At 69.1% G+C, this 24,534-nt stretch carries 24 protein-coding genes; 8 read left to right on the forward strand and 16 right to left on the reverse strand.

What is annotated here, in order from left to right:
* Positions 1-30: 30 nt before the first annotated feature.
* The 5 genes from U4Y91_RS01150 to U4Y91_RS01170 are packed head-to-tail and all read right to left on the reverse strand — an operon-like array spanning position 31 to position 4,296.
* On the reverse strand, positions 31-441 hold the full coding sequence (locus U4Y91_RS01150; protein ID WP_124521955.1) for an ExbD/TolR family protein: 411 nt from the start codon (positions 439-441) through the stop codon (positions 31-33).
* Positions 441-1,157, reverse strand: coding sequence for a MotA/TolQ/ExbB proton channel family protein (locus U4Y91_RS01155; protein ID WP_044847302.1), 717 nt, complete (start codon positions 1,155-1,157; stop codon positions 441-443). Before U4Y91_RS01155 ends, U4Y91_RS01150 begins: the two co-directional genes overlap by 1 nt.
* A gap of 41 nt (positions 1,158-1,198) precedes the next feature.
* Complete coding sequence (locus tag U4Y91_RS01160; RefSeq protein ID WP_321802681.1) at positions 1,199-2,002, reverse strand: energy transducer TonB; 804 nt, start codon at positions 2,000-2,002, stop codon at positions 1,199-1,201.
* Positions 2,003-2,035: 33 nt separating this feature from the next.
* The gene (locus U4Y91_RS01165; RefSeq protein WP_321802684.1) at positions 2,036-3,082 is read right to left on the reverse strand and encodes an ABC transporter substrate-binding protein; all 1,047 of its coding nucleotides are present in this window, start codon (positions 3,080-3,082) and stop codon (positions 2,036-2,038) included.
* 44 nt (positions 3,083-3,126) lie between these two features.
* Positions 3,127-4,296 (reverse strand): LLM class flavin-dependent oxidoreductase, encoded by a 1,170-nt coding sequence (locus U4Y91_RS01170; protein ID WP_321802686.1) that lies wholly within the window; start codon positions 4,294-4,296, stop codon positions 3,127-3,129.
* 440 nt (positions 4,297-4,736) lie between these two features.
* Between U4Y91_RS01170 and U4Y91_RS01175 the strand changes: the two genes are divergently transcribed.
* The 4 genes from U4Y91_RS01175 to U4Y91_RS01190 are packed head-to-tail and all read left to right on the forward strand — an operon-like array spanning position 4,737 to position 8,577.
* Positions 4,737-5,813: an ABC transporter substrate-binding protein gene (locus tag U4Y91_RS01175; RefSeq protein ID WP_044847306.1), complete on the forward strand. Its 1,077-nt coding sequence runs from the start codon at positions 4,737-4,739 to the stop codon at positions 5,811-5,813.
* Between the two features lie 31 nt (positions 5,814-5,844).
* Positions 5,845-6,951 carry a PhnD/SsuA/transferrin family substrate-binding protein gene (locus U4Y91_RS01180; RefSeq protein ID WP_321802688.1) on the forward strand — a complete coding sequence of 369 codons (1,107 nt, stop codon included), beginning with the start codon at positions 5,845-5,847 and terminating at the stop codon, positions 6,949-6,951.
* Complete coding sequence (locus U4Y91_RS01185) at positions 6,951-7,766, forward strand: ABC transporter permease (RefSeq protein ID WP_321802689.1); 816 nt, start codon at positions 6,951-6,953, stop codon at positions 7,764-7,766. Before U4Y91_RS01180 ends, U4Y91_RS01185 begins: the two co-directional genes overlap by 1 nt.
* Positions 7,767-7,788: 22 nt before the next feature.
* The gene (locus U4Y91_RS01190; protein WP_321802690.1) at positions 7,789-8,577 is read left to right on the forward strand and encodes an ABC transporter permease; all 789 of its coding nucleotides are present in this window, start codon (positions 7,789-7,791) and stop codon (positions 8,575-8,577) included.
* Here the strand turns inward: U4Y91_RS01190 and U4Y91_RS01195 are convergent.
* Both U4Y91_RS01195 and U4Y91_RS01200 read right to left on the reverse strand, forming a co-directional pair.
* Positions 8,568-9,704, reverse strand: a complete 1,137-nt coding sequence (locus U4Y91_RS01195; protein ID WP_321802691.1) for a sigma-54 interaction domain-containing protein — start codon at positions 9,702-9,704, stop codon at positions 8,568-8,570. The genes U4Y91_RS01190 and U4Y91_RS01195 overlap by 10 nt on opposite strands.
* A 130-nt stretch (positions 9,705-9,834) precedes the next feature.
* Positions 9,835-10,515 carry a class II aldolase/adducin family protein gene (locus U4Y91_RS01200; RefSeq protein ID WP_044847311.1) on the reverse strand — a complete coding sequence of 227 codons (681 nt, stop codon included), beginning with the start codon at positions 10,513-10,515 and terminating at the stop codon, positions 9,835-9,837.
* 413 nt (positions 10,516-10,928) lie between these two features.
* Between U4Y91_RS01200 and U4Y91_RS01205 the strand changes: the two genes are divergently transcribed.
* The 3 genes from U4Y91_RS01205 to groL all read left to right on the forward strand — a co-directional run bounded on the left by U4Y91_RS01205 (position 10,929) and on the right by groL (position 14,367).
* Complete coding sequence (locus U4Y91_RS01205) at positions 10,929-12,212, forward strand: lipase family protein (RefSeq protein WP_321802693.1); 1,284 nt, start codon at positions 10,929-10,931, stop codon at positions 12,210-12,212.
* Positions 12,213-12,422: 210 nt separating this feature from the next.
* A complete protein-coding gene (locus tag U4Y91_RS01210) occupies positions 12,423-12,713 on the forward strand; it encodes a co-chaperone GroES (protein ID WP_011356207.1) in 291 nt (96 codons plus the stop codon).
* 13 nt (positions 12,714-12,726) lie between these two features.
* The gene (gene groL, locus U4Y91_RS01215; protein WP_321802695.1) at positions 12,727-14,367 is read left to right on the forward strand and encodes a chaperonin GroEL; all 1,641 of its coding nucleotides are present in this window, start codon (positions 12,727-12,729) and stop codon (positions 14,365-14,367) included.
* A 109-nt stretch (positions 14,368-14,476) separates the two neighbouring features.
* Here groL and U4Y91_RS01220 read toward each other — a convergent pair whose 3' ends face one another.
* Positions 14,477-15,628, reverse strand: coding sequence for a porin (locus U4Y91_RS01220; protein ID WP_321802697.1), 1,152 nt, complete (start codon positions 15,626-15,628; stop codon positions 14,477-14,479).
* A 259-nt stretch (positions 15,629-15,887) separates the two neighbouring features.
* Between U4Y91_RS01220 and U4Y91_RS01225 the strand changes: the two genes are divergently transcribed.
* Positions 15,888-16,502 carry a LysE family translocator gene (locus U4Y91_RS01225; protein WP_321802698.1) on the forward strand — a complete coding sequence of 205 codons (615 nt, stop codon included), beginning with the start codon at positions 15,888-15,890 and terminating at the stop codon, positions 16,500-16,502.
* 93 nt (positions 16,503-16,595) lie between these two features.
* Here U4Y91_RS01225 and U4Y91_RS01230 read toward each other — a convergent pair whose 3' ends face one another.
* The 8 genes from U4Y91_RS01230 to U4Y91_RS01265 form a co-directional block, all read right to left on the reverse strand.
* On the reverse strand, positions 16,596-18,608 hold the full coding sequence (locus U4Y91_RS01230; protein WP_321802699.1) for a family 2A encapsulin nanocompartment cargo protein cysteine desulfurase: 2,013 nt from the start codon (positions 18,606-18,608) through the stop codon (positions 16,596-16,598).
* Positions 18,583-19,515, reverse strand: a complete 933-nt coding sequence (locus U4Y91_RS01235; RefSeq protein ID WP_034205507.1) for a family 2A encapsulin nanocompartment shell protein — start codon at positions 19,513-19,515, stop codon at positions 18,583-18,585. The genes U4Y91_RS01230 and U4Y91_RS01235 overlap by 26 nt, the downstream gene beginning before the upstream one ends.
* Positions 19,516-19,650: 135 nt before the next feature.
* Entirely contained in the window at positions 19,651-19,872 is a 222-nt protein-coding gene (locus tag U4Y91_RS01240; protein ID WP_006761984.1) for a helix-turn-helix domain-containing protein, read from the reverse strand.
* Positions 19,869-20,828: a serine O-acetyltransferase EpsC gene (gene epsC / locus U4Y91_RS01245; protein ID WP_321802700.1), complete on the reverse strand. Its 960-nt coding sequence runs from the start codon at positions 20,826-20,828 to the stop codon at positions 19,869-19,871. Before epsC ends, U4Y91_RS01240 begins: the two co-directional genes overlap by 4 nt.
* A gap of 28 nt (positions 20,829-20,856) precedes the next feature.
* Positions 20,857-21,327, reverse strand: coding sequence for a rhodanese-like domain-containing protein (locus tag U4Y91_RS01250; protein WP_321802702.1), 471 nt, complete (start codon positions 21,325-21,327; stop codon positions 20,857-20,859).
* A 418-nt stretch (positions 21,328-21,745) separates the two neighbouring features.
* Positions 21,746-23,149 (reverse strand): amidase family protein, encoded by a 1,404-nt coding sequence (locus U4Y91_RS01255; protein ID WP_321802703.1) that lies wholly within the window; start codon positions 23,147-23,149, stop codon positions 21,746-21,748.
* Positions 23,150-23,223: 74 nt separating this feature from the next.
* Entirely contained in the window at positions 23,224-24,015 is a 792-nt protein-coding gene (locus U4Y91_RS01260; protein WP_321803143.1) for an alpha/beta hydrolase, read from the reverse strand.
* An 82-nt stretch (positions 24,016-24,097) separates the two neighbouring features.
* The gene (locus U4Y91_RS01265) at positions 24,098-24,460 is read right to left on the reverse strand and encodes a DUF4148 domain-containing protein (RefSeq protein ID WP_321802704.1); all 363 of its coding nucleotides are present in this window, start codon (positions 24,458-24,460) and stop codon (positions 24,098-24,100) included.
* Between the last annotated feature and the right edge of the window lie 74 nt (positions 24,461-24,534).

The raw sequence follows: 24,534 nt of genomic DNA on the forward strand, positions 1-24,534 counted from the left end.
ACGTTCGCAAAAGAAGTCTTGAAAGACGCGTCAGCCGCGCGGCGCGGTGAGCACCGACAGCCGCGTGATGCCCGCGTGCTCGATCGCGGCCATCAGCTTCGCCACCGTGCCGTACGGCACGTGCTCGTCGGCCTGCAGGTCGAGCGCGACGTCGGGGCGGCCCGCCTTCAGCGCGGCCAGCTCGGCCGGCACCGTGTCGAGCGCGACCGCGCGCTTGTCGAGATACACGATGCCCTTGGCGTCGACGCTCACGGTGACGTTCGGCTTGCGGTCGGCCGGCGCGGTAGCGACGGTATTCGGTAGATTCACGTGCACCGCGTTGTTGAGCAGCGGCGCGGTGACGATGAAGGCGACGAGCAGCACGAGCATCACGTCGACGAGCGGCGTGATGTTGATTTCGCTGAGCACGTCGTCGTTGTCGGAAGAGGACGAGAAGGCCATTATGCGAACGCCTCCTGGCGGGTGTCGTCGGAACGGCGTGCCGGCGCGGCAGCAGGCGCGGCGGCCGGCACGCGGAAGCCGGCCTTCTGCGCGAGCGTGACGAAGTCGGTCGCGAACGCATCGAGATCGGCCGACGCGGCCTTCACGCGACGCACGAAGAAGTTGTACGCGAGCACGGCCGGCACGGCGACCGCGATGCCGATCCCGGTCGCGACGAGCGCCTCGCCGATCGGCCCGGCGACGACGTCGATGCTCGCCGACGCACTGTGCGTGATCGCGGTCAGCGCATGGATGATGCCGAACACGGTGCCGAACAGGCCGACGAACGGCGCGGTGCTGCCGATCGACGCGAGCACCGCGAGCCCCGCTTCCTCGCGCCGGCGCGCATTGTGGATCTGCTGGCGCAGATGGCGTTCGAGCAGGTCGTGGCGGCTCCAGCTGTGTTCCAGATCGTGCGCGCTGCTCTCGTCGGCACGCCGCAGCGCGTCGAAGCCCGTCGCGGCGAGTTCGCCGACCGGGCTGTTCGCGCCGTCGAGCGCGGCCGCGTCATGGAAGCTGTTCGCGGCCCAGAATGCGCTGACGTAACGCCGGTTGCGCGCGCTCGACCGCAGGCTCTGGATCGCCTTCACGACGATCAGCGTCCACGTGACGACGGAGAAGACGACGAGCAGCCAGAGCGCGCCCTGGACGATGAAGGTGGTCGGGATACCGGTCATGATGTGAGTTCCTTGAAAAATGTGGCGAGCCGCCCGGCGGGTCAGCCCAGCTTGAAATCGATCGGCACGTTGACCCAGCCGTCGACCGCTTCGTCGCCGCGCTTCGCGGGCACGAACGTCCAGCGCTTCACGGCGGCCACCGCCGCGTTGTCGAGCACGCGGCGGCCGCTGCTCGTGCGGACGTCGACGGAATCGGGCGTGCCGTTCGCGAGCACGTGCACGCGCAGCACGACGCGCCCTTCCCAGCCCTGGTCCTGCGCGAACGCCGGATAGTCGGGTGCCGGGTTGCGCAGATACGCCACGTCGCCGATCGGCGCGGATTCGCGCACGGGTGCGGCCGGCGCGGCGGGGACGGGCGCCGGGTTCGGGATGGCAGGCGCTGCGGCGACCTGTGTCGGTGCAGCAGTCGATGCTTCGCGCGCCACCTGTGGCACGACAGCGGGAGCGGCCGCCTGATGCGCAACGGCCGCGCGCGGCTTCGGCGGAGTCGGCGCTTGCTTCAACGGCTTCGGCGGCACGACCGGCGGCGGCGGATGTGCGGCCTGCGGCAACGGTTCGGGCGGCCGCGTCAACTCGACCGTCATCGGCAGCGGCCTCGGCGGTTGCACGGGCGGTTCGGCGGGCGCACGCGCCGCCAATAGCGCGATGCCCGCATGCAGCGCCGCGACGGCGAGCGCAATCGCGCCCGCGCCGCGCCATCCGCCCGGCTGCGCGGGCCGCACGTCCTTGCGCGCAGGCGGCACCGCAGGCGGCAGCCGTGTTGCAGGCACCGCAACCGCGGCGGCCGTGCGCGCCGCGTGCCGGCGCGCCGGCGGCACGCCGTATTCGATCGCCAGTCCTGTCATGTTCGACTCCTTGCAATGACGCGCCGCGGCGCGCTACGCGACCCACGCATGGCGATGCCGGTCGATCTGCGTGAACGGCGCCGGATCGATCCATGCGCGCGCATCGAAATCGCGTTCGAGAAAGCCCCATTCGACGAGGAAATCCTTGAATGCGATCAGCCCGTCGATCGACGTCGGCGCGAGCCCCGTTTCCAGATGCCGGTGCACGTCCGCGCCGTACGCGTAGCGCACCCACTCGTCGGACGCGCGCGTTTCGCGGCCGATATAGGCGACCGTCTCCGCCGGATGGCGCGCGGCCCAGTCGCCCGCGCCGACCACGACCGACAGGAAGCGGCTCACGAGATCGGGGCGCGCATCGATCAATGCGCGATCGACGGTCAGCGTGCGCGGCGTTCCGTTGCCGATCCGCACCAGCGGATCGGGGTGCGCGCCGAGATCGATGACGACCTGCGCGTCGATCAGGTGCACGGTTTCGAGCCCTTCGACACCTTTCACGAACACCGCGTCGACCTCGCCGCGCACGAGTGCCGCGATCTCGAGCCCGTACTCGTGCGGGCCGCGCGTGAACGACGCGGGCCCGGTGCGGCGCTCGTGCGTGTCGGGCAGGTCGACCCATTCGGCGTCGCCGTGGCCGAGCCCTTCCAGTTCGAGCGCGCTCAGGAACCCCTTCAACGCGGCCGCGCGCCAGAAGTCGATGCTGATCGGATGACGCGGCAACCCGAGCCGCCGGCCGCGCAGATCGCGCGCGGTGCGGATGCCGCGCTCGGGCAGCGTGACGATCGCCTGGAATTCGTTGGTCCACGACAGGCCGATCACGCGCGTATCGGCGCCGCGAGCCCGTGCCCACAGCGCGGGAATGTTGCCGCCCTGCCGGAACGAGTGCGGCAGGCTGTGATCGAAATGCGATTCGCGCTTGCCGGCGTCGGCCGTCTCCTGCAGCGAGTGCAGCGCGATGCCGTCCGGCCCGAACTCCTCGTCGAACCAGCCGCGATGCACGGCGATGCCGAGCGCGGTCGGCACCGGGCAGCGCGTGTACCAGAGTGCGTCGCAGGCGGTAGCCTGCGCAGCGAGTGTCGTCATGGTGAGTGTCCTTGTCGATTGAATGCGCAGGCCTGCCGCCGCGCTCAGGCGCCGGCCACGCGCAGCGTCGCCTGCGTGCCGCGTGCGTTCAGCGCGCCGTCGACGAGCGGCAGCACTTCCTCGCCCACGCGGTACGCCTCTTCGAGATGCGGGTTGCTCGCGAGGATGAACGTCGAGACGCCGATGTCGACGTATTCCGCCAGCCGCTCGGCTACCTGCTCGTGGCTGCCGACGATCACGCAACCGGGGCCGCCGCGAATCTGCGACATCCCGGCCCACAGGTTCGGGCCGACGATCAGGTCGTCGAAGTGCTGCGTGTTGCCCTGGTGCAGCGCGAACTGACGTTTCGCGCCGACCGATTCCGACTCGCCGCGCCCGCCGAAACCGTTGTGCGTCGACGCACTCACGGTCGCGAACATCTGCCGCAGCTCGGCCCACGCCTGCTCCTCGGTCTCGCGGGCCAGAATGTCGATGCGCATGCCGAAGCGCAGGTCGCGCTCGGCGTTCTGGCGGTCGAGCGCGCGGCGCGCCGCATCGATCACCTCCTTCTGCTTCGCAAGCGGCTCGCCCCAGCTCAGATGCACGTCGCCGTGCTTCGCGGCGACCGCGAGCGCGGCATCGCTCGCGCCGGCCAGATAGATCCGCGGCGGCGTCTGGCCGCTCAGCGGCGGCAGCAGCCCGCCGGCTTCGACGCGATAGAAACGACCGTCGAACGTGAACGGCGCGCCGGCCGCGACGCCCTTCACGACGTCGAGGAATTCGTCGGTGCGCGCATAGCGGCTGTCGTGATCGATGAAGTCGCCGTACGCGCGCTGGTCGGGACCGCCGCCGCCCGTGACGACGTTCCACTCGACGCGGCCGCGGCTGATCCGCTGCAGGCTCGCGGCCATCTGCGCCGCATAGACGGGATGCACGAAATGCGGCTGCAGCGCGATCAGCAGCCGCAGCCGGCGCGTCTCGCGCGCCAGCGCGGCCGCGACGACCCACGGCTCCTCGGTAAAGCGGAAGATCGGAATCAGCGCGCCGTGGAAGCCGGCGATATCGGCCGCACGCGCGACTTGCGACAGGTATTCGATGTAGCCGAAATCGTCGTCGTCGACTTTCGGCGCAACACGCGATGCGCGCTGGCGGTTCCATTCGCCGCGCGTATGCAGGTCGTGTGCGCGCCTGCCGTCGCCGTGCATCGGCAGGCGCCACAGAAATTCAACAGCCATCGGGATTCTCCTTGTCGGCCCGTTCGGATTGCGTGCGGCACCGGCGTGCCGCGCGTATGCAGCGCTGTTAAGCACGCGGTGTGCCAACGCGCTCGCTCGCCGACCTGCGAAGCGACCGACGAGCGCGCGCGACGCCTTGCGGGCCGGGCGTCGGCGGCAAACGGCAGGAACCCGCCCGAGGTTCACGGCATCACGAACACGAGCCGGCGCCGTGCTGCTGCACCGGCCGCACCGGTGCTGCATGCGCAACAGCGCTCGATGCGACTGTTGCTCACGCAACAGGCGATGCGTCGGCCGACGCGCCATGCATCGCGCGCGACGCCCGCTGCACTTGCCGCTCGGCCGTTTCCGCTCACTGGCCCGGAACTTGCAACGTGGAACGGCCCGCGCGTGCGACACCGCGCCTCGACCACGCTTACCCAGACAGGGGAATCTCACACATGACAGACAGGCCCGATTCGTCATCGGACAAGCAGCAGACGTTCTGGTACGCCCGATCGCCGGTACCGACGCCGCTCGGCATCGCCGTGCATCTCGGCTGGCTCAACGGCGAGACGTCGGCCGACGGCGTCGCGATCCGCTCGCCGCGCGGCGCCACGCGACACGACGTGTCGTCGATCAGCGACCACACGCTTGCACAGTCGTTTCGCCAGGGCGGCAGCATCCCCGCGATGTGGGCGCGCTCGAACGACGCGAATACGCGCGTGATCGGGTTGTCGTGGGTCGACGAATCGCAGCTGATCCTCGCGCGCCCCGAGTCGGGCATCCGCTCCGTGAAGGCGTTGCGCGGGCGCCGGATCGCGATTCCGAGCCGCCCCGACGATCGCATCGACATCTTTCGCGCGTCGGCGCTGCGCGGCTTCGTCAATGCGCTGAGCCTCGACGGATTGACCACGCGCGACGTCGAACTCGTCGACGTGCGCGCCCGCACGCTGCAGGCCGTCGGGCCGGCGCGCGCGGCGAACCTGTTCGCGTCGCCGCAAGGCTTCTCGAGCCGCGCACTGTATGCAGCCGAAGCCGGCGCGCTGCTGCGCGGCGAAGTCGACGCGATCTACGTGAAAGGCTCGACGGGCCTCGAGATCGCGCAACTGATCGGCGCGCACGTCGTGATCGACATCGGCTTTCATCCGGAGCGCTCGATCCGCAACAACAACGGCACGCCGCGCCCGCTGACCGTCAACGCGGACGTGCTCGCGAACCATCCGGACATCGTCGCCGGCTTCCTGAAGCTCGTGGTCGCCGCCGGCGAATGGGCGAGCGCGCATCCCGACGAAACCGCACACTACGTGGCCGGCGAAACCGCGTCGTCGATCGACTGGGTGCGCGCCGCGTACGGCAACCAGCTGCACCGCCATCTCGGCGTCAATCTGGACGACGAATCGATCGCCGCGCTCGACGAGTTCAAGACGTTCCTGCATGCCCACGGCTTTCTGGAAGCGGACTTCGATGTCGCCGACTGGATCGACCCGCGCCCGCTCGCCGACGTGCTGCGGCCGTCGCTGCAGAAGCGCGCATGAGCCCCTTTACCGTTCACTGTCCGGGACCATCATGAAACACACGCTCTCCCTCGCTTCGCTGCACCGCCCGCTACGCGCGCTGCTCGCCGCGCTGCCGCTGGCCGCGGCAGCGCTCGTGGCACCGGCCGCGCATGCCGAAGACGCCCCCAAGGTCGTGCGCATCGCCGTCGTCGCGTATTCGAGCGGCGGCAAGACGCAATACGCGGGCGCCTCCGCACTGATCGACGCCGACAAGTCGCTTGAAAAAGCGCTGGCGGCACGGCACGTGAAGCTGCAATGGGTGCCCGTGTCGACTGCGGCGGTCGGCACGCTCGTCAACGAGGCATTCACGAACGGCAGCATCGATTTCGCCGGCTACGGCGATTTGCCGTCGGTCGTCGTCAACGCATCGGGCACGCACACGCGCCTGATCGTGCCCGGCGGCGTCGGCAGCAACACGTATCTCGTCGTACCGGCCGGCTCGACTGCGAAATCGATCGTCGACCTCAAGGGCAAGCGCATCGCGCTCAACCGCGGCCGGCCGTGGGAAGTCACGTTCGGCAAGCTGCTCGCCGAGAACGGGCTGAAGCTGTCCGACTTCCGCATCTACAACCTCGATCCGCAGGCCGGCGCGGCGGCCGTCGCGGCCGGCCGCGTCGACGGCTTGTTCACGCTGTCCGACGCGTATTCGCTCGTCGACAAGCAGGTCGGCAAGATCATCTGGTCGACCAAGACCGCGCCCGATGACTGGAAGATGCGCGCCGAACTGTGGGCGTCCGACGATTTCGTGCGGCGCTACCCCGACATCACGCAGCTCGTCGCGACGGCCTACGTACGTGCCGCGCACTGGATCTCGCAGCCGCAGAACCGCGACGCGTACGTGAAGATCCTGAGCGCGTCCGGCCAGCCGGAAAGCATCGTCCGCCGCGAATACGCGGACGAATCGACGCCGTGGAAGGAGCAATGGACGCCGCTCTTCACGCCGGCGCTGACCGGCCACTACCGCGACGTGATCGCATACAGCCGCCAGGCCGGCCTGACTTCCGTGCCGGTCGACGTGAACGCACTGCTCGCGCCGACCTTCGTGTCGACCGCGCTCAAGCAGCTCGGCCTCGACGGCTACTGGCGCGCCGACGCCGCGCGCGTCGCGAGCCGCTGATGCCGATGCGCGCCCTCGCGCCGAACGGCTTGCGCGCCATCCGCCTGCCCGGCATCGCGCGGCTCGGCGAACATGCGCTGTGGTGGATCACGCCCGTCGCGTTCGCCGCGCTGTGGTGGCTCGCGAGCGCGCAGCGCTGGTTTCCGCCGCAGCTCGTCGTGCCGCCCGAGCGCCTCGCGGCGACGCTGCGCACGCTGCTCGACACCGGCGAACTGCGCGACAACCTGCTGATCACGCTGCATCGCCTCGCGCTCGGCTTCGCGATCGGCGCGACGGGCGGCGCCGCGTTCGGCATCCTGCTCGCGCGCAGCCGGCTGTTCTCCGACTATCTGCGGCCGACGTTCGACCTGCTGCGGCAGGTGCCGACGCTCACGCTGATTCCGCTGCTGATCCTGCTGATCGGCGTCGACGAACCTCTGAAGCTCGTCGTGGTCGGCAAGGCCGTGTTCTTCCCGGTTGCGCTGGCCGCATACACGGGCGTGCACGACGCGCCGCGCGATCTCGTCGAGATGGCGCGCCACTACGGGATCGGCCGCTTCGCGCTGCTGCGCGACGTGCTGCTGCCGGCCGCGCTGCCGCCGCTGCTGACCGGCGTGCGAATCGCGCTGGCGCGCGCGTGGCTCGCGCTCGTTGCGGTCGAACTGCTCAGCGCCGACAGCGGGATCGGCCAGATGATGGAACTTGCCCGGCAGATGCTGCGGCTCGACGTGGTGCTCGTCGACGTCGCAGCGATCGGGCTGATCGGCTTCGCGCTCGACCGATCGATCGCGCTCGTGCAGCGCTACGCATTGCGCTGGCAGACGCCCGCACGCTGACCCTGACTGGATACGCTTCGGCATGACCTTCGCTACCCGCGCCTTCTCGTTCGCCCCGCTGCGCCGCCGCGCGCGCGGCTTCGTCGTACCGGCCCTGCTGGTTGCCGCATGGCAATACGCGTCGTCCGGCGACGCGGCTCATCAATACGCGTTCGTGCCGTTGCAGCAGGTCGGCGCCGCGCTGGTCGAACTCGCACGCAGCGGCGAACTCGTGACCGATCTCGGCGCGAGCCTGCGCCGCACGACGCTCGGGCTCGGGGTCGGCGTCGCGTTCGGGCTCGTGTTCGGCGCGGCGATGGCGCGTTCACCGCTCGCGCGCAAGCTCGCCGAGCCGGCCTTCCAGGCGCTGCGCTACGTGCCGCTGCTCGGACTGATTCCGCTGCTGAGCCTGTGGGCCGGCACCGGCGAATTCGCGAAGGTATTCATCATCGCGCTCGCTGCGTTCTACCCGATGACCACCGCCAGCTTCGACGGGCTGCGCCGCGTCGATCCGCGCTATGTCGAACTCGCGCAGTCGTATCGCCTGACCCGGATCGGCTTGTGGCGCGACGTGCTGATTCCGGGCGCATTGCCCGACCTGTTCGCGGGCGTGCTGCAGGCCGTGCCGTTCGCGTGGATCACCGCGACCAGCAGCGAGCTGCTGTTCAACACGGGGGCCGGGATCGGCAGCCTGATGCAGAACGCGCAGGCCGGCGCGCGCGCCGACGTGCTGCTCGTGTGCGTGCTGGGCGTGACGGCGCTGGCCGTCGGCATGAGTGCGCTATGCGAGCGGATCGCGCAGCGCGCGCTGCGCTGGCGCGATCACGCCTGACGGCGCAGCCGCGCGTCGGCGTCGCCCGCGTCGCCCGCTCCACCCGCCTCGCGCGGCTTCAGGATGCCGAGTTGCGCGAGCCGTGCGCGCACGATGTTGCGCGATTGATCGAGCAGGCGCGACATGCGCAGCTGGTTGTGCTCGCTGTAGTCGAACACGCTGCGGTAGACGGTGTCCTCGATGTGCTGCCACAGCGCCGGCGTGCCGAGATCCAGCAATTCGACCACCGCGTGGCGCAGCGCGTCGGTCGCTTCCGCCACATCGCGTGCGCGGCGCGGCGGCGCGGCAGTTGCGCCGTGCGCGTCGGCGGTATCGGGCGCAAGCGACAGTGCGGAGAACTGCAGGTCGCCGACGTCGATCGCGCCGCCCGCGCAGATCAGCACCGCATGGTGGATCACGTTCTCGAGTTCGCGGATGTTGCCGGGCCACGCGTGCGCGTGCAGCCGTGCGCGCGCGGCGTCCGTCAGCGTCGGCGCGGCCACGCGCAGCCGCTTCGCATAGGTGTCGATGAAGTGTTCGATCAGCGGCGCGATGTCGCCGGGCCGCTCGCGTAGCGGCAGCAGGCTCAGCTTCACGACGTTGAGCCGGTAGTACAGGTCCTCGCGGAAATTGCCCGCGCGCACCGCGGCTTCGAGATTGACGTTGGTCGCCGCAACGAGCCGCACGTCGATCTTCACGGTCTTGCGCGAGCCGACCGGCGTCACCTCGCGCTCCTGCAGCACGCGCAGCAGCTTGACCTGCGCGGACAGCGGCAAGTCGCCCACTTCATCGAGAAACAGCGTGCCGCGATTCGCGGATTCGAACCAGCCTGGCTGGCTGTTGATCGCGCCGGTAAACGCGCCGCGCTCGTGACCGAACAGCTCGCTCTCGATCAGCGTCTCCGAGAACGCGCCGCAGTTGATCGCGACGAACGGGCCGTCGCGGCGCTCGCTCAACGCGTGCACGAGGCGCGCGATCAGCTCCTTGCCGGTGCCGCTCTCGCCGGTGACGAGCACCGTCGCATCGCTCGGCGCGACGAGCTGGATGCGTTCGAGCAGCACCCGCGATTTGGGATCGTCGAACGTCAGTGCCTTCGCACGGATCGTGATCGCATGCGAAGTCGGGTCCGGCAAGCTGAAGATGGCCATGGCACGACCGGCGTGTTGAACGGGGGAGGTTCGACGATAGCAAGGTGCGCGCCGGCCACGAACCAATTCATCGAGCTATCGGTATGACGGCGGCCGGATTGCGCCGGCCGCCGCTTGAGTTCAAACGATGTCACGCGAGGCCGGTCATCTTCCATTGCTGCTCGAGCGCGCCCGGCCCGAATTCGAGCGAGCCGCCGAGCGGTTCCGCAAGCGCCTGGAAATACGCGGCTTCCTCGAGGATCAGGATGTACTTCGACACGTCGAGGATCGACTTGCCCCAGAAGGTCGCGCCGCCGTTCGCCTCGATGATCGCCGGTACTTCGGGGTCGCGGCGGATCGTGTCGACGATGAAGCGCGGTTCGCCGGGACGGCGATCGACATAGACCGGAATCTCGCGGGCCCTCGTGTAGCGCGCGGCCGGCGCATAGCGGATCGGCAGCGGACGATGCGCGCTCGCCCACGCGCCGAGGTACGGGCCGTGCACGTGAATCACGACGTCGACTTCCGGTACCTCGCGGAATACGCCCGCGTAGCGCGGCCCGTTGGCGCCCGCGCGCGCATCGCCGTGCAGCACGTCGCCGTCGAGCGTCACGACGACCGGCTGGATTTCCTGCGACGCGGCCCACGGGCTCGGCGCCGACAGCGCGACGACGAGTTCCGTGCCCGGCACGCGTTGAAACGCCTGGAACGTGTTGGTGGCGGACAGCGTGCGCGTTTCCTTCAGCACGCGCGCGGCCTGCGCGAATTCGCGCGCGGCGCGCTCGACGAATGCCACGAGTTCGCCGCTGTCGATGGCTTGGGTGACGGACATGAGTACGGTTTCCTTGATCGGGTGGACGGATGGGCTCGCGTCGCAACGCCGCGACGCACGGCAACCGGATCAGCAGCAATCGTGCCAGCCCGGCACGCGAGCGTCGCATGCGTGCGCCACCGCGTGTGCGTGCCGTGTGCGCGCCGCGTACGAACCGCGCGGCGCGATCCGTGCGTCGGCATCTGTTGCGGGAGCAACAACAGGCGAGCCCGGATTGCTGCGCGAGACGCAGCGGCGCCCGCGCGCGCTGCACGCCGCGCGCAGGCGTTTCCCCGTCGTGCCGCACGCCGCGCGTGCCGCGCCCGCGCTGCACTCGCGCTGCGCCCGCGCTGGTTCAAAACTTGCGTCGTGGTCGGCCCGCGCCGGGCACTGCCCGGCGCGTCCGATCCGATCTCACCGACCTCCATCCGACCATGACGCTCCTCACCCTGCGCGGCTTCGCCGCGCGCACGCTGCTGGTTTCGGCGCTCGCCGTGCCGTCCCTCGTTTCGCATGCGGCTTCGTCCGGCCGCGTTCCCGCGCCCGATCCGTTGCAGGGCGACGGTCGCGTATCCTCCTTCTACACGTGGGACCGCGACGTTCCGGCGACGCCCGGCGTGCTGCTGCGCACCGAAGCGCTGCCCGCGACGCTCGGGCTCGCGAGCGCCGGACGGCAACTGCGCATCCTGTATGCGTCGACCGACGGCGTCGGCGGCCGCGCGCCGATCGCCGTATCGGGCGCGCTGTTCGTGCCGCGCGGTACGCCACCGGCCGGCGGCTGGCCGATCGTCGCGTGGGCACACGGCACGTTCGGGATGGCCGACATCTGCGCGCCGTCGTGGTTCGGCCGCTCGTATCGCGACGTGCGCTACCTGAACGCATGGCTTCAACAAGGATTCGCGGTCGTCGCGACCGACTATCAGGGGCTCGGCACGCCTGGCCCGAATCCGCAGCTCAACAACCGCTCGAACGGCTACACGCTGCTCGACAGCGTGCGCGCGGTGCTGGGCGGTGTGCCGGGCCTCGCGAACGAAGTCGTGCTCGTCGGCCAGTCGCAGGGCGGCTCGGCCGTATTCGCGGCGGCCGGCTACGCACCCGTCTATGCACCGGAACTCGCGATCCGCGCGACCGTCGCGACCGGGACGATCTACAACGCGTCTCGCGCCACGCTCGCGTCGCTCCCGAAGTTCGAAACCGCGTACCGGCGCGATCCCGAGCGCGTCGATCCTACGCTCGCGTATCAGTTCTACTCGGTGCTGTCCGCGCAGCAGATCGACTCGTCGCTGCGCGCGGACGAAGTGCTGACCGACACCGCGCTGCCGATCCTCGAACAGGCGCGCATCGGTTGCCTGGCGTCGCTCGAGGACGATGCGGCGCTCGCGCACCTCACCCACGCGAACGCCGTGAAGCCGGGCGGCGATGCGCGTCTGAAGGCGTGGTGGGACGAATACCTGAAATATCCGACGCTGAAGATCGCCACGCCCGTCTTCATCGGCGCGGGCGCGGACGACGGGCTCGCACCGCTCGAACTCGCGCTCGCGAAGGATGCGTGCGCGGCGGGCACGACGGTCGAGGCGCACCTGTATGCGGGCCGCGAACACAACGGCACCGTCAACGCATCGCTTGCCGACTCGATTCCGTTCGTGAAGCGCGTGCTCGCCGGCGCGACGATCCGCCCGGTTTGCACGCCGGCCGCGCAGCAGGCCGACGCGCAATAGCCGGCTGCACGTGCTTTGCATGACGGCGCGAATGCTTTCCCGGAATCGATGCATTTGCTGCATCGTCGCGGCAAGCGCGTCCATAGCGCATCCACGCAAATGCATTTCCGAATCCGTTATTGGATCGCGCCGTCACGCGTTTTTATACTCGTCAGCACTCTCTGCTAAAGAGTGCCAGCCAATTTCGACACAACAGAACAGGACGGACAGATGAGCCTACGCCCCTTGCACGACCGGGTCATCGTGAAGCGACTCGACCAGGAAACCACCACCGCCTCGGGCATCGTGATCCCCGACAGCGCCGCGGAAAAGCCCGACCAGGGCGAAGTGATCGCCGTCGGCCCCGGCCGCAAGGACGCGGACGGCCAGCGCATCGTGCCCGACCTGCAGGTCGGCGAACGCGTGCTGTTCGGCAAGTACGCGGGCCAGGCGGTCAAGGTGGACGGCAATGAATTCCTCGTGCTGCGCGAGGAAGACATCGTCGCGGTCGTCAATCAATAACGGAGTGCAAATCATGGCAGCGAAGGAAATCATTTTCAGCGACGTCGCACGTGCGAAGCTGACCGAAGGCGTCAACATTCTCGCGAACGCGGTGAAGGTCACGCTCGGGCCGAAGGGCCGCAACGTCGTGCTCGAACGCAGCTTCGGCGCGCCCGTCGTCACGAAGGACGGCGTGTCGGTCGCGAAGGAAATCGAACTCGCGGACAAGCTGCAGAACATCGGCGCGCAGCTCGTGAAGGAAGTCGCGTCGCGCACCAGCGACGCCGCCGGCGACGGCACGACGACGGCCACCGTGCTCGCGCAGGCGATCGTGCGTGAAGGCCAGAAATACGTCGCGGCCGGGCTCAATCCGCTCGACCTGAAGCGCGGCATCGACAAGGCGGTGGTAGCGGCCGTCGACGAGCTGAAGAAGATCAGCAAGCCGACCACCACCAGCAAGGAAATCGCGCAGGTCGCGACGATCTCCGCGAACGGCGAGGAATCGATCGGCCAGCGCATCGCCGAGGCGATCGACCGCGTCGGCAAGGAAGGCGTGATCACCGTCGAGGACGGCAAGTCGCTCGCCGACGAACTCGACGTCGTCGAAGGGCTGCAGTTCGACCGCGGCTACCTGTCGCCGTACTTCATCAACAACGCCGACAAGCAGATCGCCGAGATCGAGAACCCGTACATCCTGCTGCACGACAAGAAGATCTCGAACATCCGCGACCTGCTGCCGGTGCTGGAGCAGGTCGCGAAGTCGGGCCGGCCGCTGCTGATCATCGCGGAAGACGTCGAAGGCGAAGCGCTCGCGACGCTGGTCGTGAACAACCTCCGCGGCATCCTGAAGACGGTCGCGGTCAAGGCGCCGGGCTTCGGTGATCGACGCAAGGCGCTGCTGGAAGACATCGCGATCCTGACCGGCGGCCAGGTCGTCGCCGAGGAAACGGGCCTCACGCTCGAGAAGGCGACGCTCGCCGAACTCGGCCAGGCCAAGCGCATCGAAGTCGGCAAGGAAAACACGACGGTGATCGACGGCGCGGGCGACGCGAAGAACATCGAGGCACGCGTGAAGCAGATCCGCGTGCAGATCGAGGAAGCGACCTCCGACTACGATCGTGAGAAGCTGCAGGAACGCGTGGCGAAGCTCGCGGGCGGCGTCGCGGTGATCAAGGTCGGCGGCGCGACCGAGATCGAAGTGAAGGAGAAGAAGGACCGCGTCGACGACGCGCTGCACGCGACGCGCGCGGCCGTCGAGGAAGGCATCGTGCCGGGCGGCGGCGTCGCGCTGATCCGCGTGCGGCAGGCGATCCGTGCAGTCAAGGGCACGAACGCCGACCAGGACGCGGGCATCAAGATCGTGCTGCGCGCGCTCGAGGAACCGCTGCGCCAGATCGTCACGAACGCGGGCGAGGAAGCGAGCGTGGTCGTCGCGAAGGTCGCGGAAGGCGCGGGCAACTTCGGCTACAACGCGCAGACCGGCGAATACGGCGACCTCGTCGAGTCGGGCGTGCTCGATCCGACCAAGGTCACGCGCACGGCGCTGCAGAACGCGGCATCGGTCGCGGGGCTGCTGCTGACGACCGACGCGACCGTGTTCGAAGCACCGAAGGATGCGGCGCCGGCCGCTGTGCCGGGCGGGCCGGGTGCCGGTGGGCCGGGGTTCGATTTCTGACGCCGCTATGCGCGGCCGCCCGAACCGGGCGACCGCGCTTCGATCCACGACGCGTGGCGGCACCGGTCGCCACGCGTTTTTTCATGCGCGAACGCCGCGTGCGCCGTCGTCAGAACATCTGGCGCAGGCCGATCGCGGCCCCGACGTTGTTGGTCCTGCCGATCTGGTCGACCTTGCCGGTGAGCCGGTTGGTGGCACCCGGATAGTCGGCCGCGAACGCGCCGTTGCCGCGCGCGAAATCGACCGTGCCGTATACCTCGGTGTGCTTCGACAGCGCATATTCGGCCAGCACCGTCGCCGAGTAGTTGATCCCGGAGCCGAGCGTGCCGTCGAGCCGCTCCGCATTGCGCGCGTGGCCGTAATAGCCGGCCACCGTGATCAGCAGCGGCGCGGTGGCCTGCCAGTTCGCGCCGACGTAGAACGTATCGTCGATACGATTCGGGCTGCCGCCACCGAGCGTGGGCGCGCCGGCCTGCTGCATGTTGAAGTCCGTCGTGCCGGTCTTGTCCTGCCCGTGCAGCCAGCCGGCCAGCAGACGCACGGACGGCGTGACCTGGTACGCACCGCTCACGTGCAGGAAGTTCACCTTCGCGCCGTTGACCGCGCTGCCGTTCACGGACGACACCGAGGTCTGCTGGAAGCCGGCGTCGATCGACGCGGGCCCTTGCGCGTAGGTCAGCTCGACACCGTACGTGCTGTCGAGACCCATCGCGCCGGCATGATTGCCGAACCCGTAGATCGCATCGACGCTGAAGCCGTTGGTCGAGAACTTGTACTTCACCGAGTTCGGCACCGTCAGGTAGTTGCCGATGCCGTTGTACGCCCAGCTGTCCTGCCAGTAATCGCCGACGGTCATCGGGTCGAACACGTCGCCCATCGTGTCGTACAGCGGCGCGTACTGATTGCCGAAGGTCAGCGAGCCGTACCGGTTGCTCGACAGGCCGACGTATGCCTGCCGGCTGAACAGCGTGTTCGCGACGTGCAGCCTGCCGTCGCCGAGCTCGAAGCCGTTCTCGAGACGGAAGATCGCCGCGAGGCCGCCGCCGAGATCCTCGCTGCCGCGCAAGCCCCAGCGGCTGTGCGTTTCCGGGCCGACCGTCATGCCGATCAGGTCCCGGCCGTCGGGGCCGGCGTTCGTCTGATAGCGGATCGCCGTATCGACGAGGCCATACAACGTGACGGAACTCTGCGCAAAGGCGGGTGATGCCGCTGCTACGGCGAACACCGCGCCGACACCACCGGATACGACGATGCGGTTCATGAAAGGCCTCCCTGAGCGATTGATTTTGTAAGCAGTCCGACAGCATTTGCGGCCGGCGGACGGTACTGCGCTCGGGAGAATAATCGGTCATATTCGCGGCACCTATTGCCGATTCCGGATTGCACCTTTCCAACGCGCTCAACAATGACGGCGGCGTGCGGCGCACGCTCGCCGGCCGGTGCCGAAACGACCGCGTGGCGCCGTCGACGGCACGCCGGGGTAAGATGAACGCTCCTTCCGCCGCTTCGCCGCCCGCGCCATGTCGACCACCATCAACACCCTGCTGCCGCTCGCCGGCGTCTTGCTGCTCAGCGTGGCCAGCCCGGGCCCGAACTTCGTGATCGTCACGTCCACCGCGGTCGCGCAACGCCGCGCCGGCGTGATGACCGGGCTCGGCCTCGCCGCCGCATCGGGCACCTGGGCCGCGATCGCGATTGCCGGCCTCGGCCTGCTCGTGACCCACGTTGCCTGGGTGCACACCGCGCTGCGACTGGCAGGCGCCACGTACCTGATCTGGCTCGGCCTGAAAATGGTGCTGAGCGCACGCAAGCCGCTCGCCGTGTCCGCGCCGGCCGCGTCCTCCGACTGGCAGGCCGCGAAGAAGGGCTACGTAGTCAGCATGACGAACCCGAAATCCGTCGCGTTCTACGGCAGTATCTTCGCGTTGATGGTGCCGGCGCATACGCCGGTGTGGCTCGATCTTACGGTCGTCGCGCTGTCGATCGGGATATCGGGCGCGTGGTACTGCGCGATGGCGCTGCTCGCATCGCATCCGTCGGTGCGCCGGCTGCTGATTCGACGCAAGGCCGTGCTCGACACGACAGCCGGGCTGCTGCTGATGGGGCTCGGCGGGCGCATGCTGGCCGGGCGCTGAGCGCCGTCGCGCTCCCGCAGCGCCACGAAAAAAGGCCGCTTGCGACACCCCGTTGCCGGGAGTCGCAAGCGGCCTTCTTGCATGCCGCGCGTCTCAGCGCCGCGCCGCCAGCCTTCTCACGACACTCACGAGCGCATCGACCTCATCGCACGTGTTGTAGAACGCCAGCGACGGCCGCACCGTCGCCTCGAGCCCGAAGCGCCGCAGGATCGGCTGCGCGCAGTGATGCCCGGAGCGCACCGCGATGCCCTCTTCGTTCAGCGCCTGCCCGACTTCCTCGGTCTCATAGCCCTTCAGCACGAACGACAGCACGCTCGCCTTGTCGCGCGCGGTGCCGACGAGCCGCACGCCCGGCACCGGCGCGAGCACGCTCGTCGCATACGCGAGCAGGTCGTGCTCGTAGCGCGCGATGTTCTCGATGCCGACGCGGCTCACGTAGTCGAGCGCCGCACCGAGCCCCACCGCATCCGCGATGTTGCCGGTGCCGGCTTCGAAGCGGTTCGGCGGCGGCTGGAACACCGTGCGCTCGAACGTCACGTCCGCGATCATGTTGCCGCCGCCCTGCCAGGGCGGCATGTCGTCGAGGATCGCGCGCTTGCCGTACACGACGCCGATGCCGGTCGGCCCGTAGATCTTGTGCCCGGAGAACACGAAGAAGTCCGCATCGAGCGCCTGCACGTCGACGCGCATGTGCGAGATCGACTGCGCTCCGTCGACCAGCGCCTTCGCGCCCGCGCGATGCGCGAGTTCGACGATCTCCTTCACCGGCACGACCGTGCCGAGCGCGTTCGACACCTGCGTGACGGACACGATCCTGGTGCGGTCGTTGAGCAGCTTCCGGTATTCGTCGAGCAGCACCTGCCCCGAATCGTCGACCGGAATCACGCGCAGCTTCGCGCCTTTGAGTGCGGCAAGCTGCTGCCACGGCACGATGTTCGCGTGATGCTCGAGGTTCGACACGATGATCTCGTCGCCTTCGCCGACGTTCTGCACGCCCCACGACTTCGCGATCAGGTTGATCGCCTCGGTGGTGCCGCGCACGAACACGATCTCGTCCGGCGACGACGCGCCGATGAAGCGTTGCACCGTTTCCCGCGCATGCTCGTACGCATCCGTCGCACGGCCGGCCAATGCATGCGCCGCGCGGTGGATGTTCGAGTTCTCGTGCGCATAGAAATACGCGAGTCGGTCGATCACGGCCTGCGGCTTGTGCGTCGTCGCCGCGTTGTCGAACCAGACGAGCTGCTTGCCGTTCACGCGCTCCTGCAGGATCGGGAAATCGCGGCGGATCGCGTTCACGTCGAACGGCGGGTGTGCGCCGCGATACAACTGACCTTGCGGCTCGGCCGCGCGCGTATCGTCGATGAAATAACGCGGCACCTCGCCGCCCGATGCGCGCGACACCGGCACGTCGCGCTGCACGGCGAGCAGTTCGCGCAGCGCATCGTCCCCCGGCAGCCCGAACGCTTCCGGCGACGCGAGGCCGTTCGACGGCACGACGATGTCCTGCGGCGTCGCCTGCCAGCCCTGCCGCGAGCCGTCGGTGAAGTAATACGGCGACGCGGCCGGCGCGGCCTGCGCCGCGCCCTCCGACACCGCCGCATTCGCCTGCGGCACGCCGAGCGCCGCGCCGCCGACGCGCGGCTCGAACGCGGGCGCGATCGACACTGCGTTGTCGGGCAGCCCGTTCTGCGCGGCCGCGTGCGGCGCGAGCGCGGGCACGCGATTGCCGAGCGACAGCACGTGCGTCGGCGCGGACGGCGCGAGGTTCGTGCCCGGCGCCTTGCCTTGCGGCAGCGCGAGGCCCGGCACGCCGGTGCCCGTGCCGCCCGGCCCCGCGAGCGGCGAGCCGCCCGGCGCCGGATTGCTCACCGACGCGAGGATCGGCGCGGCAGCCGGCAACGCCGACGGCACGCCGCCGACCGCCCCGCTGCCCGCCGACAGCCCGGGCGCGGTGGCCTGCCCGGGCGGCGTCGCGAAGAACTCGGACGCGAGCCGCGCGAGCGCCGCCGGGTCGGGCAGCCCGGCCGGCAGCGGCGCGTGCGGCAACGCGAGCGCGTCGCTGCCGGCCGAGCCGGGATTAACGGTAGGTGTCGGGATAGTCATGGTACTTGGCGATTTCGACGTCATCGAGGACAGCCAGCGCATCCGGCGAATGGACCGCGAGCGAGCAGTACAGCGAGATCAGGTACGACGCGATCGCCTGGTTGTTGATCCCCATGAAGCGCACCGACAGGCCCGGACCCTGCTCGCCCGCGACGCCCGGCTGATAGAGGCCGACCACACCCTGGCGCTTGTCGCCGACGCGCAGCAGCAGGATCTTGGTCTTGCCGTCCGCGACCGGCACCTTGTCCGACGGAATCAGCGGAATGCCGCGCCACGTGAGGAACTGCGAGCCGAACAGGCTGACCGTCGGCGGCGGCACGCCGCGCCGCGTGCATTCGCGGCCGAACGCAGCGATCGCGAGCGGGTGCGTGAGGAAGAACGCCGGTTCCTTCCACACCTTGGTCAGCAGCTCGTCGAGGTCGTCCGGCGTCGGCGCGCCGGTCAGCGGGAAGATCCGCTGTTCGTCGGTCACGTTCGCGAGCAGCCCGTAGTCCGGGTTGTTGATCAGCTGGCTTTCCTGCAGCTCCTTGATCGTCTCGATCGTCAGGCGCAGCTGTTCCTTGATCTGGTCATGAGGACTGCTGTAGAGATCGGAGATCCGCGTATGCACGTCGAGCACCGTGCTCACCGCGTTCAGGAAATACTCACGCGGCTGTTCCTCGTACGGCACGAAGGTCTGCGGCAGCACGCTTTCGTCCTCGAGCTGCGTGCACGCGGCGCGCACGGCTTCCGGATTCTTCACCTGGTTCAGGCGATAGATGCCGGCCTCGACCGGCACCCACTGCAGCAGATGGGTCAGCCAGCGCGGCGTAATCGTGGAAAGCTGCGGGACGGTCTTGGTAGCGTTCGCTAGTTGGCGGGCGGCGTGATCGCTCAGCGCGGCCGTGCCGCTTGCAACGGTCGACATGTGTGGCTCCGGGTTCTTAAGATGAAAAACGGGATTGCTTATGACGCTGGGTGATTATCGGAAGCACGCACCTGCCGGCTCAACATGCTATAGCCGTCACGCGGCACCACCGAACGGGAAAGGACGCGAAATGCGTCAGGTGACGTACACGCCGGGCAGCAGCGTCGAGATCGACACCTCGAACGCGCGCGCGATCTTGTCGGCGGTGACGATCGAGGCAATCGCCTCGCCGCGCTCGATCTCGCCGACGTACGAGCGGTTCAGCCCCGCGTGTTCGGCGAGCTGCTCCTGCGACCACGTGCGCGCCTCGCGCAGCTTGCGCACGTTGGCGCCGAAGTGCTGGATCAGGTCGCTCATGTCGTCACCTGTGCGTCGGGCACCGGCTCGGCCGGCTCGCTCCGCGCGCGCGGCGCGGCATTCGCCTCGCTGCGCAGCACGGCCTGCGTGATGTTCGCGCCCGCCGGCACGTCCTGCGTGAGCCACACGTTGCCGCCGATCACCGCGCCGCGGCCGATCGTCACGCGGCCGAGGATCGTTGCGCCCGCATAGATCACCACGTCGTCCTCGACGATCGGATGGCGCGCGAGCCCCTTCTCCAGATGACCGGCCGCATCGCGCGGGAAGCGCTTCGCGCCGAGCGTGACGGCCTGGTACACGCGCACGCGCTCGCCGATGATCGCGGTCTCGCCGATCACGACGCCCGTGCCGTGGTCGATGAAGAAGCCGCCGCCGATCCGCGCGCCCGGGTGAATGTCGATGCCGGTTTCCGCATGCGCCTGCTCGGCGATGATCCGCGCGAGCAGCGGCAGCCCGAGCCGGTACAGCTCGTGCGCGAGCCGGTGGTGGATCATCGCGAGAATGCCGGGATAGCACAGCAGTACTTCGTCGACGCTGCCCGCCGCCGGATCGCCATGGAATGCGGCCAGCACGTCGCTGTCGAGCAGCCGGCGGATATCGGGCAGGCGCACGGCGAAGGCCTGCACGGCGGTCGCGGCCGCTTCGTCGATCTGCGCGTCGGCGTTGCGTTGCCGCGCCGCGTAGCGCAGCTCGAGCGTCACCTGCGCAAGCAGCGCGTTCAGCGCCGCGTCGAGCGCGTGGGCCACATAGAAGTTCTCGCTCTCCTGCCGCAGGTCGGGCGGCCCGAGCCGCATCGGGAACAGCACGCCCTTGAGCGCGCCGATGATCTGTGCGAGCGCCTCGCGCGCCGGCAGGTCGCGCCCGCCCGGTTCGAGCGAGCGCCGCTGCTTCTCGCGCCACGCGCGGCGCACGGTCTGGAGCGACTGAACGATGTCGTCGATATCGAATGCGGCCATGCTGACTTCTCCCCGTAACGGCCGTGACTCAGTCCTGCGCCCACGGCAGGCCGCGATGGCGCCAGCCGTTCCGGCCGCCGCGATGCTGCTGTTCGTCGAGGTCGCCCTCGAACCCTTCGAGCACGTTGAATACCTGCGTGAAGCCGCCTTTGGTCGCGGCCTCGGCCGCCTGCGCGGAGCGGTTGCCGCTGCGGCAGAGCAACAGCACGACCGCGTCCTTGCCGGTCTTCGCTTCCAGTTCGCGCACGAAGCGCGGGTTGCGCGTCAGGCTCGTGCCGGTCGCCCACGGCACGTGCAGCGACTCCGGAACGTGGCCGACGAATTTCCGTTCCTCCGCGGTGCGCACGTCGACCAGCAATGCGTCGCCGGCGGAAAAGAGCGCCCACGCGGCTTCCGGCGCCACGCCGCCCGCGTACGGCGTGCCCGCCGCTGCGGCCGCCGCGCGGGCGTCTTCGAGCGCCTGCTGGGCGGCGGTTCGTTCTTCCAATGCAAACGTCATCACGCTTCCTTGTTCTCGCAGATTCGTATGATCAAACATGCCGGGAATGCGGCCGGTGCAGCTTGCGTGCTGTCTATAGCCGTCAGCCCCACTATGCGAGTGCGCTCGGGGAAGCAGAACCAATAAAAATTCATTTCCTAATCAGCGGCACGTGGAATGCAATAGCAGACGCGCGCGATTGGTGCGGATTCATGCGGAGGACGTGGAGCGAGGGCCGTTCGATGTCACGCATCGAAGGTTCTTGAAAGGAGCGGCGACAGCGAAGCCGGGAACGATGCCGCACGCGACGCGCGCCGCACGTCGTGATGGAATCAGGAATGGAATCGTGCGCCGGGTCGAAGGGCGCACGCTTCAATGAATCGGTGAACGGCAAGCGGCCGGCGCGGTGCATTGCCGACGCACCACGCCCGTCACCGCATCAGCGGCCTGGATCGACCGGCGCGACCGGCTCGCCGCGAGCCTCGATGTCGCGCCCCGCGAGCAGGCACAGATCCTCGCGATGATGTGCGGCGACAACCTGCACACCGACCGGCACGTTGTCGACGCATCCCGTCGTCACCGCGAGCCCCGGCAACCCCATCGCCGGCAGCGCACGCAGCGTGAGCTGCGCTTCCCATACGCGCTCGAACCCGTCCGGCCCTTGCCGATCGAGATCGTCGGGAAACGGCAGTTCCGACGATACCGGCAGCAGCACCACCGCGTATTCGTCGAGAAAGAGCCGCCACTGCCGCGTCAGCGTCGTACGCCGCACGAGCGCGCGGCTGATCACGTCGGCCGGCAGATCGCGCACCTTGCCGCGCACGGCGGCGATCACCGCGGCCGCGCCGGGATCGCCGTCGCTCGCGACCGCGTTCGCCAACGCATCGAATCCGTCGCCCAGCCAGAGCTGCTCCTGCAACAGCGCCGCCTCGCGCATCGGCGGCGTGTCGTCGATTTCGTCGACGGTCCAGCCCGCGTCGACGAGCCGGCGCGCCGCATCGCGCAGCGCGGCCTCCACTTCGGGCACGACCTGCAGGCCGCCCGGACGCACGCACAGCGCCGCGCGTTTCGGCACCGCGCGCCCGTCGATCGGCACCGGCACGTACCACGGGTCGCGCGGGTCCGGCGCGGCGAATGCGCGCAGCGCCAGCGCGAGATCGTCGATCGTGCGTGCGATCGGCCCCGTCGTCGACATCAGTTGCGCGCCGATCGCGCGCTCCGGCGACGACGCGTTGAACGCCGGCACGCGCCCGAGCGACGGCCGGATGCCATGCACGCCGCATGCATAGGCCGGGTAACGCACCGAGCCGCCGATGTCGGTGCCGACCGCGATCGGGCCGATGCCCGCGGCCACGGCAGCCGCCGCGCCGCCGCTCGATCCGCCCGGCGTCAGCGAACGGTTGCGCGGATTGTACGTATGGCCGTGCACGAGATTCGACGTGAACCAGCGCAATGCGAACGTCGGCGAATTGGTGCGGCCGAGCAGCACCGCGCCGGCCTTTCTCAGGTTCGAGACTGACGGGCTGTCGGCACTCGCGATCAGGTTTTCCTGCAGCCGCGTGCCGTTGGTCGTCGCGAACGCCGCGACGTCGACGTTGATCTTCACCGTCATGGGCACACCGGCGAGCGGGCCCGGATCGTCGCCGCGGGCAATCGCGCGATCCACCTCGTCGGCCTGCCGCCGCACGTCGTCGGGACGATGCTCGACCACCGCGTTGATCGCCGGGTTCACCGCTTCGACGCGGGCCAGCGCGGCATCGGCCACTTCACGCGCGGACACGTCGCGTTCCCGCACCCGCTTCGCGATTTCGGTCGCCGACAGTTGCCAGAGTTGCTGCGTCATGAATTCTCCTCGTCAAGGGACTTCACAATCACCGACGGCGCCGCGCGTCACGCACGCCGCGCCGCCGCCTTCACTCACTGTGCATCCTGCTTCGCGCGTTCCGCCGCCGCGATGATCGCGTCGGCAACGGCCTTCGGCTGGCTCAGCATCGCGACGTGGCTGCCGTTCACGTGCGTGACCGTCGCGCCGATCCGCTTCGCCATCGCGTCCTGCAGCTTCGGATCGATCATCCGGTCCTGCGTTGCAACGACGTACGTCGACGGCTTCGCATGCCACGCGGCCTGCGTGACCTTCTCCGAAATGCAGCCACCGTACCACGGCCCTTGCGTCGCCGCGACGATGCGCTGCTGCACCGGCGGCAGGTCCGGCGCGAAATCCTGCGCGATCGCCTTGTCCGACAGCGTCGCGAAACCGCCTGCATCCTTGCGCAACTCGCCGGCCCACGACGGTGCCGGCAGCCCCTGCGTGACGTCGGCGATCGACTGGCCGTTGTCCGGTGCGAACGCGGCAACGTAGACGAGCGACTTCACCTTGTCGTCGTTGCCCGCGTCGCTGATCACGACACCGGCCCACGAATGGCCGACCAGCACGACGGGCCCCTTCTGCTCGTCGATCGCGCGCTTCGTCGCGGCCGTGTCGTCGGCGAGCGAGCTCAGCGGGTTCTGCACCGATACGACATGCAGGCCGCGCGCTTCGAGCAGCGGAATCACGCGGTTCCAGCTCGACCCGTCTGCGAACGCGCCGTGCACCAGCACGACGTTCGTGCCCTTCAGGTCGTCCTTGGGCGCCGCCTGCGCCGCGACCGCACCGAACAGCCCGCCGAGCACCGCCGCGGACACCAGAACCCGTTTCGTCAAACCGACCATCGTCATGCTCCTTATCGTCGTGTTGTGCATCTGAAGTGTTGCTGATCGAGCCGCGCCTGCGTGCGGCAGGCGCGGCAGCGGATCACGAATGCGCGTACAGGTCGTCGGCATCCGTGCGTGCGGCGCGCGCGTTCCGTGCGGCGTGCGTGTCGGCGACGGCGTAGCGAGCGGCCGGCGCCGCCGCTGCGGCCACGTTGTCGCCCTGCGACTTCGACGGGCCGTTCTGGTCGGAGCGCGCAACCTGCTGCGCGGCGATGACGTTCTGCGCGGCCGCGATATCGTCCGGGTAATGCGCGTCGCTGCCGGCCGGGTTGTAGCCGGCCTTCTCGAGCCGGATGAGGTCGGCGCGCACGTCGGCACGCGTGAGGCCGTGGCCGGTATCGGCGAACGACAAGGCGGGGATCGAAGCGAGTACGGCAACTGCGAGGATTCGAGCGGCTTTCATGAGGTTTCTCCTTGGCGGAAGTCGGGGTATCGATCAGTCGGTATCCGGTGTCCGGCACCGAACGTTTGCTGCAT

The sequence above is a fragment of the Burkholderia sp. BCC1993 genome (assembly GCF_905339865.1).
In the GTDB taxonomy this organism is placed as follows: Bacteria; Pseudomonadota; Gammaproteobacteria; order Burkholderiales; family Burkholderiaceae; genus Burkholderia.